The sequence below is a fragment of the Ramlibacter sp. genome (assembly GCF_035655895.1).
Classification (GTDB): Bacteria; Pseudomonadota; Gammaproteobacteria; order Burkholderiales; family Burkholderiaceae_C; genus Ramlibacter.
The window spans coordinates 517161-527912 of the sequence record NZ_DASRTN010000013.1 but is presented as its reverse complement, the minus strand read 5'-3'; the positions used below and the strand labels follow the sequence as shown (position 1 = coordinate 527912).

Genomic DNA, 10752 nt, shown 5'->3' with positions numbered 1-10752 from the left:
GGCCCCAGAACAGCTGCGGGTTGCTGGTCATGACCTGCGGCCCGGGCTGGATGTTGTGGATGGTCATGGCGCCCACCATCAGCGCCATCACGGCGTTGGGCGGGATGCCCAGCGTCAGCAGCGGGATGAACGAGGTCTGGGAGCCGGCGTTGTTGGCCGACTCGGGCGCCGCGACGCCGCGGATATTGCCCTTGCCGAACGGCACTTCGCCCGGGCGCAGCTTGGTCTTCTTCTCGATGGTGTAGGCCGCGAAGGCCGACAGCAGCGCGCCACCGCCCGGCAGGATGCCGAGCGCCGCGCCGAGCGCAGTGCCGCGCAGCACGGCCGGAATCAGGTTGCGGAAGTCTTCCTTGTTCGGGAACAGGCCGGTCACCTTGGAGGTGAACACCTCGCGCTCGTCGGCGTGCTTGGAGAGATTCATGATGATCTCGCCGTAGCCGAACACGCCCATGGCGATCACGATGAAGCCGATGCCGTCGGTCAGCTCGGGGATGTCGAACGAGTAGCGCGCGACACCCGAGTTGACGTCGGTGCCGATCAGGCCGAGCAGCAGGCCCAGCACGATCATCGAGACCGCCTTGATCAGCGAGCCGGAGGCCAGCACCACGGCGCCGATCAGGCCCAGCACCATCAGCGAGAAGTACTCGGCCGGGCCGAACTTGAAGGCGACTTCGGTCAGCGGTGCCGCGAAGCCCGCCAGGATCAGCGTGCCCACGCAGCCGGCGAAGAACGAGCCGAGGCCCGCCGCCGCGAGGGCTGGCCCCGCGCGGCCCTGGCGCGCCATCTGGTAGCCGTCGATCACAGTCACCACCGAGGATGACTCGCCCGGCAGGTTGACCAGGATGGCGGTGGTGGAGCCACCGTACTGGGCGCCGTAGTAGATGCCCGCCAGCATGATCAGCGCCGACACGGGCGGCAGCGCGTAGGTGGCCGGCAGCAGCATGGCGATGGTGGCCACGGGGCCCACGCCGGGCAGCACGCCGATCAGCGTGCCCAGCAGGCAGCCAACGAACGCGTACAGCAGGTTGATCGGCGTGAAGGCCACGCCGAAGCCGAGGGACAGGTTTGCGATCAGATCCATGACGTGCCCCGGGTCAGCCGGTGATGAAGGAAGGCCACACCGGGAACTGCAGCTTGAGCAGCCAGACGAAAGCCACGTAACTCAGGACGGCCAGCACGGTGGCCAGCACCGCGACTTCCTTGGCCTTGAACTCGTCGCCCGCCAGCGCCGCCACGAAGGTCAGCCCGTAGATGGCGACGATCAGGCCCATGGCCGGGATGTTGAAGCGCGGAATGCCGGCCAGCAGGATGCCGAACAGCACGTTGGCGCCGATGATGAAGCCCAGCTGCTTCCAGGCGATCGAGCCGACCCTGTCGCCGTCTTCCGTCTCGACGACCAGGCCGCTGAACATCACGAGCAGGCCCAGGATGGCCAGCAGGATGCCCAGCATCAGCGGGAAGTAGCCGGGGCCCATGCGGGCGCCCTGCCCGATCGAGTAGTTGGTGGCGCCCCAGGCGAAACCGACGCCGACCACCGTGAACATCACGCCCGCCAGGAAGTCTTTCTGGCTCTTGATTCTCATGACTGTCTCCTCGGATTGACCGAAGCTTCGGATTGTTGCGGTCAGGCCCCGGTCAGCCGATGTGGATTTCACCTATAGGGCCACGGGCGGACGGGCGGTCGGCTGCGGACCGGCCGAGCGCCGGGGGCGCCCATCCTGGGTGCGGCAACCCGGCGGTGTGAGGAGAAACTTCAGCCGTCGAGCGGCGGGGTGGCCGACAGCACTTCCTCCAGCGTGGTGACCCCTTCGGCCACGCGCAGGGCCCCGGCCAGCCGGAGCGGCCGCATGCCGTCGGCCATGCCCTGGCGCCGCAGCGACTCCATCGAGGGGTCGCGGGTGACCCGTTCCTTGAAGGCCTCGCTCACGGTGAGCAGCTCGTACAGGCCCATCCGGCCCATGAAGCCGGTCATGCGGCAGTCGACGCAGCCGACCGGGCGGTACGGCCGCCAGTTGCCGGTGAGCTTCCAGGGCCGGATCACCTCCTCGACCGGCTCCCGCGACGCCGCGTCGTCGGGCTCGCGGCACTGGCGGCACAGCGTGCGCACCAGCCGCTGGGCCAGCACCCCCAGCACTGTCGCGTTCAGCAGGTAGGGCGGCACGCCCAGCTCCATCAGCCGGCTCACGGCCGACGGCGCGTCGTTGGTGTGCAGGGTGGAGAACACCAGATGGCCGGTCAGGGCCGCCTGCACGGCCATCTCGGCGGTCTCCAGGTCGCGGATCTCGCCCACCATGATGATGTCGGGGTCCTGCCGCATCAGGGCGCGCAGGCCCTCGGCGAAGCCGAACTCCAGCTGGGGCTGCACCTGGGTCTGGTTGAAGGCCGGCTCGATCATCTCGATCGGGTCCTCCACCGTGCTGACGTTCACTTCCTCGGTGGCGATGCGCTTGAGGGTGGAATACAGCGTGGTGGTCTTGCCCGAGCCGGTGGGCCCCGTGACCAGGATGATCCCGTGCGGGCGCTTGACCAGCGCCTCCCAGCGCTGGGCATCGTGCTGGGAGAAGCCGAGCGCATCCAGGTCCTTCACCGCGGTGTCCGGGTCGAAGATGCGCATCACCATCTTCTCGCCGAAGGCGGTGGGCAGCGTCGACAGCCGCATCTCGACCTCGTCGCCACGCGGATTGCGCGTCTTGATGCGCCCGTCCTGCGGGCGGCGCTTCTCCACCACGTCCATGCGCCCGAGCAGCTTGATGCGGGCGGTCATCGCGTTGAGCACGCCCATCGGCATCTGGTAGACCGGGTGCAGCACGCCGTCGATGCGGAAGCGGATCACGCCCTGCTCGCGCCGGGGCTCCAGGTGGATGTCGCTGGCGCGCTGGTCGAACGCGTAGGTCCAGAGCCAGTCGACCACCTGCACCACGCCCTGGTCGTTGGCATCCAGCTGCTTGGTGCTGCGACCCAGTTCGACGAGCTGCTCGAAGCTGCCGCCGCCGGCGTTGCCGCCGGACTTCTGGGCGGCGCGCACCGACTTGGCGAGCGCAAAGAATTCGGCGGTGTACCGGTGGATGTCCTGCGGATTGGCGACGACGCGGCGAACCGACCGGCGCGCCTGGCGCTCCACCTCGGCCAGCCAGTCGGTCACGAAGGGCTCGGCCGTCGCGACGACCACCTCGCTGGTGGTGACCTGCACCGGCAGCACGCGGTGACGCTCGGCGTAGGCGGCGCTCATCGTCTCGGACACCCTTCCGACGTCCACCTTCAGGGGGTCGATGCGCAGGTACTCGAGCCCGGCGCGCTGCGCCAGGTACTGGGTGAGCGTCTCGATGTCCAGCGGCTTGCCGTCGGACGCGCGCGTCATCGACACCGCCGCCAGCCGCACCAGCGGGTGCTGCATGCTCTCGGCTTGGGCGCAGCGCGCGATGGTGCGGCGCGCCTCCTCGGGGCTGATGACGGCATCCTCGCTCAGCCACTCGACCAGCCGGCGCCAGTCGACCGGGCCGCTGAACGGGGTGCGGGAGACTGCGGGCTGGAGGCGGACTGAGCTCATCCTGCGATCATTCCACACGGCGGAAGACGCGCAACCATTTCGGCGCCGGCAGGCCCCAGCGGTCGCGGATTTCGTCCGCGCGTGCGGCAAGTTCGCCACGCACCGGGATCTGCGGCGTCCGCAGCGCGAGCACCACGGTGTTGCCCTCCCGGGTCGGCCGGAAGGCCCAGACGGCCTCTGCTCCGAAGGCGGCCCGGATCCTCGCCAGGCTGCGTTCGTAGCTGGAAGAGCGCCCGAACAGGTTGACGGTCATGCAGCCGTCCTCGGTGAGCAGGCGGCGGCAGTCGGCATAGAACGCCTCGCTGTCCAGCACGGGAGCGGCGGCCTCGTGGTCGTACAGGTCGACCTGCAGCGCATCGACCTGGCCCCGCCAGTGCTCGTGCGCCGCGACCTCCGCGGCATCGCCGAGCACCACCGACAGCCGCGAATCGTCGCGCGGCAGCTTGAACCACAGCCGGCACGCGGCGACCACCTGCGGGTTCAGCTCGATCGCCGTCGTCTTCATCCGCAGCTTGCGGTGGCAGAACTTGGTCAGCGACGCGGCGCCCAGGCCCAGCTGCATCGCGTGGCGCCGGGCCACCGAGGCCGGCTCCACGAACAGCAGCCAGGCCATCATGCGCTGGACGTATTCGAGGTGGATCTCGAACGGCTCGTCCAGCCGCATCGAGCCCTGCACCCACTCGGTGCCCAGGTGCAGGTAGCGGATGTCGCCGTGGTCGGAGAAATTGACCTCGGGCAGTGGGTCGGGGCGGGTCTTCACGGGCGCGGATTATCCGCCGCGTTCCGCACCAGCCTCACGCGCGCGCCACACGCCGCCCCGGGTGCCCGCCTACTTCTCGACGGCCGCGTAGACCATGTTGCGCAGCACCGAGCGATAGGGCACGCGCTGCTTGGGCGACTGCATCATGAACACCACGAACATGTTGTGCCGCGGGTCCGCCCAGAAGTACGTGCCGCCCGCGCCGCCCCAGTTGTACTCGCCGGCCGGCGAGTTGTAGGGCGCCTCGCCGTCGACCTTGCGCACCGCGAATCCGAGGCCGAAACCGTAGCCGGCGCCCGGCAGGTACAGCGGCGTGGTTGCCACGCTGGTGCCCAGGTGGTCCGACGTCATGTAGCGCACGGTGGTCGGACTGAGGTAGCGGCGTCCGTCCAGCGAGCCGCCGTTGAGCATCATCTGCAGGAAGCGGGCGTAGTCGGTCGCGGTGGACACCAGGCCGCCGCCGCCGGACTCGAACTTCGTCGGGATCCGCGGGTTGCCGACGGTGGCGCCCGCACCGATCACGCGGTCTTCGGGCAGGGGCTCGGCGATGCGCGCCTGGCGCGCCGGCTCCGTGACGTAGAAGCTGGTGTCCTTCATGCCGAGCGGATCGAGCAGCTTGCCGCGCAGCACCGAGTACAGGCTCTGGCCGGTGACGACTTCGAGCACGCGTCCGAGCACGTCGGTGGAGTAGCTGTAGTCCCAGGTGCTGCCCGGCTGGTAGTGCAGCGGCAGCGTGGCCAGCTTCTCGGCGAACTCGGCGGTGGTGAAGTCCCCCGCGCCAACCCCGGCGTCGAGGTAGGCCTTCTTCACCAGCGATTCACCGAAGAAGCCGTAGGTCAGGCCCGAGGTGTGGCGAAGCAGATCCTGGACCGTGATGGGCCGCCGCTGCGGCACCAGCTCCAGCGACTTGGCACCGGTGGCCGGATCGGTCTTCTCCACCCCCACGCGGGTGTTGGCGAAGCTGGGGATGTAGCGCGAGACCGGCGCCTCCAGGACCAGCTTGCCCTCCTCAGCCAGCATCAGCGTCGCCACCGACACCAGGGGCTTGGTCATGGAATAGATGCGGAAGATGCTGTCTCGGCTCATCGGGTCGGGGCGCGCGGGGTCCTGCCGCCCGACCGCCTGGTAGTAGCCGACCCGGCCGTTGCGCACCACCATGATCACCGCCCCGGGGATGCGCTTGGCATCCACCTCGGCCTGCAGCCAGGCACCCACCCGGCCCAGCCGTTCCGAGGACAGGCCCAGCTCTTCCGGGCTGGCGGTGGGCAGCGCCTGCGCGCTCGCGCCCGCATGGGCGGCGAAGGCGAGCGTGGCGCCCGCGAGCCAGCCGCGCCAGGCCCGCGAGAGGGTGGTGATCGTCATCCGATGTCTCCTTGTGTTGAAGGCGCGCTTATCGCACGCGCCCGCCGCGCTTGCCAAGCACGCAGGCGGCAGATGCGGGTTCTCCCGGAGCCGCTTCAGCGCTGCGCGAGCAGCGGCTGCAGGCGCGGCAGCGCAGCCACCGCGTTGGCCGTGGTGGCGTGCGCAAGCTCGTCCACAGGCATGCCGCGCAGACGCGCGACCACCTCGGCGATCGCGGGCAGCTCGCCGGGTTCGTTGCGCCCCTGCGCCCCGCCGTCCGCCCGCTCCGCCGCTGTCCGGTAGAGCCAGTGCGGCGGGATGTCCGGCGCATCGGTCTCCAGGACCAGCGACGACAGGGGCAGCGCCGCGGCGAGCCGGCGCAACTGGAGCGCGCGGTCGTATGTCACGGCACCGCCGAAGCCCAGCTTGAAGCCGAGGTCGATGAACTGCCTGGCCTGCTGCTCGCTGCCGTTGAACGCATGGGCGATGCCGGTGACCGGAATCTCGCGCAGGTGCTTGAGCAGCCGGTCGGCCGAGCGGCGCACGTGCAGGATCACCGGCAGCCGATGGCGCCTGGCCAGCAGCAGCTGTTCGCGCAGGAAGTGCTCCTGCCGCGCGGGATCGAGGCCGGGCACGAAGAAGTCCAGGCCGATCTCGCCGACGGCCACCAGGTCCGGGTCACCGGCGTGGTGCGCAAGCGCCCTGTCGAGCAATGCGAGGTCGTCCTCCCGCGCGGACGGCGTGAACAGCGGATGGATCCCGAGCGCGTGGCTGTCGCCGGTGGCGCGCGCGAGCGCGCGGACCGTGTCGAAGTTCGCGGCTTCGACCGCTGGGATCACGCAGTGGCGCACGCCCGCGGCGCGGGCCCGTTGCCGCACATCCATGGCGTCGCGAGCAAACTCGGGCGCATCGAGATGACAGTGGGTGTCGACCAGCGCCGGCATGGCCTGCATCATGCCGCAACACCCGTGCAGGCCGCTTCAAACCGTGCTACCGTGCGTCGACGATCCGGCGGTGTCCCACCGCAGTCCCAGGAAGGTGTTCCGATGCGCAGGCCAGCTCTCTACAGCTCCAGCCGTCCGGCCCCTGCGCAGCAGGAGACTCCCGCCGCGCAGCCCGCGCCCGAGACGGCCGCGACCTCCCCCGCCCCCTCGCGCCGATCGCGGCTGTCCGCCTCCAGTCCGATGCTCCTGTGGGCCGCCATCGCGGTGCTGGCGGCCCTGCTGGCCACCAGCCTCGTGCTCAACCTGAAGCCCTCGCAACGCAGGATCACGCAGCAGGACATCAATGCCGCGGTCCTCAAGACGCTCGAGACGCAGAACCTGCCGTCCGAGTACGCGAAGGCCTACGAGAACATCCGCCCCTCGGTCGTGCGCGTCGTCAGCTACGTGAAGAAGAGTCGCGTGAAGGACGACAAGGCGCTGCGCGGCCATGGCGCCAAGCCCAAGCCGCTCGGGCCCGCGCAGGGCGCGGACGGCAATGCCGCCGACGACGATGAGATCGAGGCCGGCGTCGGCACCGGCGTGGTGATCGTCGACAAGGGCATCATCCTGACCAACCTGCACGTGGTGTCGGGCTCGGACACCGTGAAGGTCACGTTCTTCGACGGCCTCGAGGCCACCGCCACCGTCACCGGCGTGCAGCCCGAGAACGACCTGGCGGTGCTGCAGGCGCAGAAGATCCCCGACGACATGATCGCCGCGACGATGCGCTCGGCCGGCGACCTGCTGCCCGGCGACAAGGTCTTGGCCGTCGGCTATCCGTTCGGCATCGGTCCTTCAGCCTCCGGGGGCATCGTGTCGGGCCTGAAGCGCTCGTTCCGCTCGCCCGAGGGCAAGCAGGAGATGAGCAACCTCATCCAGTTCGATGCGGCGGCCAATCCGGGCAACTCCGGCGGCCCGCTCGTCACCATGGATGGCGAGGTGGTGGGCATCGTCACCGCCATCCTCAATCCCACGCCGGCTCGCACCTTCCTGGGCATCGGGTTTGCCGTGCCCATCGAGAACGCCGCTTCCGCGGCCGGGCTGCCGCCCTTCTGAGAACCTGCCCCTTCGCCGCACGAGAGGTCACCGATGGATCAAAGCACCCGCCAGGACAGCGCCACCGCCAAGCTCATGGAGCAGATCCTCTACGAGGTCAAGCGCGTGGTGGTCGGGCAGGACCGGTTCCTGGAGCGGGTCATGGTGGCCATGCTGGCACAGGGCCACCTGCTGGTGGAAGGCGTCCCGGGCCTGGCCAAGACGCTGACGGTCAAGACGCTGGCCAGCACCGTGCGCGGCGGGTTCAAGCGGATCCAGTTCACGCCCGACCTGGTGCCCTCCGACCTGGTCGGCACCCGCATCTACAACCAGAAGAGCGGCGACTTCAGCACCAGCCTCGGGCCGGTGTTCACCAACCTGCTGCTGGCCGACGAGATCAACCGCGCCCCCGCCAAGGTGCAGAGCGCACTGCTCGAGGTGATGCAGGAGCGCCAGGTCACCATCGCCGGCGAAACCCACCGCGTGCCCGAGCCGTTCCTGGTGATGGCCACGCAGAACCCGATCGAGACCGAGGGCACCTACCCGCTGCCCGAGGCCCAGGTCGACCGCTTCATGATGAAGGTGCTGGTCGACTACCCCACCGACGAGGAAGAGTACGTCATCGTCGAACGCGTCACCGGCCCGGCCGTGAACGTCACCCCGGTCGCCACCACCGAGCAGCTGGCGGCGCTGCAGCACGAGTGCCGGCGGGTGTACGTTGATCCGTCGCTGGTGCAGTATGCGGTGCGGCTGGTGTCGGCCACGCGCAACCCGGACCGGCACGACCTGAAGGACCTGCGCAAGTTCATCACCTACGGCGCCAGTCCGCGCGCCACGATCAACCTCACCGAGGGCGCCCGGGCACTGGCCATGTTGCGCGGGCGCACCTATGCGCTGCCCGAGGACATGTCCGACCTGGTGCCCGACGTGCTGCGCCACCGCGTGGTGCTGTCGTACGAGGCACTGTCCGAAGGGCTGAACGCCGACGCGGTCGTCCAACGCATCATGGCCAAGGTGCCGGCGCCAGCCCGGCTGCTCGAACATGAAAAGCTGGCTGCGTAGGTCCACACCGAAGGCCGAGCCACCGGCTTCGCGGCCCGCCGCGCCTGCGGCGGCGGCCGAGCACGTGCTCAAGCGCCTGGAGTGGACGGTCATCCGCCGGCTCGACGGCCTGCTGCAGGGCGACTACCGCACGCTGATGCGCGGCGCCGGGCTCGACCTGGCCGACCTGCGCGAGTACCAGCACCACGACGACGTGCGCCACATCGACTGGAACGTCACCGCCCGGCAGAACGTGCCACACGTGCGGGTCTTCACGGAAGACCGGGAGATGGCCGCGTGGTTCCTGCTGGATCTGAGCCCGTCGGTCGACTTCGGCTCGGGCGAGCTGCGCAAGCGCAATGTCTCGGCCGAATTCGTGGCGGTGCTCGCGCGCATGCTGACCCGCCACGGCAACCGCGTGGGCGCGGTGCTGCACGGCGGCGGCACCAACATGATGATCCCCAGCCGTGCCGACCGGCGCCACGTGCTGCACATCCTGCACAGCATCCAGGCACAGCACGGCAGTGGCGAGACCGGGCCCACGCGGCTGCGCGAACTGCTCGACTCCGCCGCCGGCGTGATCAAGCGCCGCTCCACCATCTTCGTGGTCTCCGACTTCATCAGCGAGCCCGGCTGGGAACGCTCGCTCGGGCTGCTGGGGCAGCGTCACGAGGTGGTGGCGGTGCGCGTGCTGGATCCGCTCGAGCTGCAGCTGCCCGACCTCGGGCTGCTCACCTTGCGCGATGCCGAAACGGGCGAACAGATCCTGGTCGACACGCACGATGCGGGGTTCCGCAAGCGCTTTGCCCGCATCGCGGCCCAGCGCGAGGCCGAACTTCGCGAAGCGCTGGTGCGCGCCGGCGTCGATGCGCTGGAGCTGTCGACCGACGCCGACCTGGTCGAGGCCATGGTCCGCTTCACCGAGATCCGCAAGCGGCGCGCCCGGCTGTCGTCGGGCGGGATGCCCGTGCACCTGCGGCAGGCCGCCTGAGAAGGAAGATCCCATGAATTTCCTCTGGCCCGAGTTCCTCTGGCTCCTGCTGGCGGCGCCGCTGCTGATCCTGCTCTACCTGTGGCTGCTGCGGCGCAAGAAGAAGATGGCCGTGCGGTATGCCTCGCTGTCGATCGTCAAGGAGGCCATGGGCCCGGGCCAGAGCTGGCGCCGCCACGTGCCGCCGGCGCTGTTCCTCCTCGCGCTGGTCGCCATGCTGGTGGCCGGCGCCCGCCCGACCGCGGTGGTGACACTGCCGTCGCAACAGCAGACCATCATCCTGGCGATGGACGTCTCGGGCAGCATGCGTGCCGCGGACGTGCAGCCCAGCCGCCTGGAGGCGGCGCAGGCCGCGGCCAAGTCGTTCCTGGCCGAGCTGCCGCGCCACGTCAAGGTGGGCATCGTCGCGTTCGCCGGGTCGGCCCAGGTGGCCCAGCTGCCCACGGTCAACCGCGAGGACCTGGTCACTGCCATCGACCGGTTCCAGCTGCAGCGCGCCACCGCCACCGGCAATGCCATCGTGATCTCGCTGGCCACGCTGTTCCCCGACCAGGGCATCGAGCTGGCGGCGCTGCAGGGCGGCCGCGAGAAGCCGCGCGGCTTCGCCATCGACGGCGAGAAGAAGGAGAAGAAGGAGTTCACGCCGGTCGCACCGGGCTCCTACACCTCGGCGGCCGTCATCATGCTGACCGACGGCCAGCGCACCACCGGGGTCGACCCGCTGGAGGCGGCCAAGATGGCGGCCGACCGCGGCGTGCGGGTCTACACCGTGGGCATCGGCACCGTGGACGGCGAGACCATCGGCTTCGAAGGCTGGTCCATGCGCGTGCGGCTGGACGAGGAGACGCTCAAGGCCATCGCCAGCAAGACCAGCGCCGAGTACTTCTACGCCGGCACGGCGCAGGACCTGAAGAAGGTCTACGACACGCTGAGCTCCAAGCTCACGGTCGAGAAGAAGGAAACCGAGATCTCCGGCCTGCTGGCGCTCGCCGCCGCGGCGCTGGCCCTGGTGTCGGGCGCGCTGTCCCTGCTCTGGTTCAACCGGATCCTGTGA

General features: G+C 69.7%; 10 protein-coding genes. 4 read left to right on the top strand and 6 right to left on the bottom strand.

From position 1 onward, the window contains the following. From VFE82_RS16965 to VFE82_RS16940, 6 genes are all read right to left on the bottom strand, one after another. On the bottom strand, positions 1–1081 hold a 1081-nt coding region (locus VFE82_RS16965), incomplete at its 3' end, for a tripartite tricarboxylate transporter permease (protein WP_325001491.1). A gap of 13 nt (positions 1082–1094) precedes the next feature. Next, entirely contained in the window at positions 1095–1583 is a 489-nt protein-coding gene (locus tag VFE82_RS16960) for a tripartite tricarboxylate transporter TctB family protein (RefSeq protein ID WP_325001490.1), read from the bottom strand. Positions 1584–1753: 170 nt separating this feature from the next. Then, positions 1754–3547 carry a GspE/PulE family protein gene (locus tag VFE82_RS16955; protein WP_325001489.1) on the bottom strand — a complete coding sequence of 598 codons (1794 nt, stop codon included), beginning with the start codon at positions 3545–3547 and terminating at the stop codon, positions 1754–1756. Between the two features lie 7 nt (positions 3548–3554). Beyond that, complete coding sequence (locus VFE82_RS16950; RefSeq protein ID WP_325001488.1) at positions 3555–4307, bottom strand: spermidine synthase; 753 nt, start codon at positions 4305–4307, stop codon at positions 3555–3557. Between the two features lie 69 nt (positions 4308–4376). Beyond that, a complete protein-coding gene (locus tag VFE82_RS16945) occupies positions 4377–5669 on the bottom strand; it encodes a serine hydrolase domain-containing protein (protein ID WP_325001487.1) in 1293 nt (430 codons plus the stop codon). A 95-nt stretch (positions 5670–5764) separates the two neighbouring features. Next, entirely contained in the window at positions 5765–6592 is an 828-nt protein-coding gene (locus VFE82_RS16940) for a TatD family hydrolase (RefSeq protein ID WP_325001512.1), read from the bottom strand. A 102-nt stretch (positions 6593–6694) separates the two neighbouring features. On the opposite strand from VFE82_RS16940, the gene VFE82_RS16935 reads away from it, so the two are divergent. The 4 genes from VFE82_RS16935 to VFE82_RS16920 are packed head-to-tail and all read left to right on the top strand — an operon-like array spanning position 6695 to position 10752. Beyond that, positions 6695–7687 (top strand): S1C family serine protease, encoded by a 993-nt coding sequence (locus VFE82_RS16935; RefSeq protein WP_325001486.1) that lies wholly within the window; start codon positions 6695–6697, stop codon positions 7685–7687. A gap of 33 nt (positions 7688–7720) precedes the next feature. After that, complete coding sequence (locus tag VFE82_RS16930; RefSeq protein ID WP_325001485.1) at positions 7721–8728, top strand: MoxR family ATPase; 1008 nt, start codon at positions 7721–7723, stop codon at positions 8726–8728. Continuing rightward, on the top strand, positions 8709–9698 hold the full coding sequence (locus VFE82_RS16925) for a DUF58 domain-containing protein (RefSeq protein ID WP_325001484.1): 990 nt from the start codon (positions 8709–8711) through the stop codon (positions 9696–9698). Before VFE82_RS16930 ends, VFE82_RS16925 begins: the two co-directional genes overlap by 20 nt. A gap of 13 nt (positions 9699–9711) precedes the next feature. After that, positions 9712–10752: a VWA domain-containing protein gene (locus tag VFE82_RS16920; protein ID WP_325001483.1), complete on the top strand. Its 1041-nt coding sequence runs from the start codon at positions 9712–9714 to the stop codon at positions 10750–10752.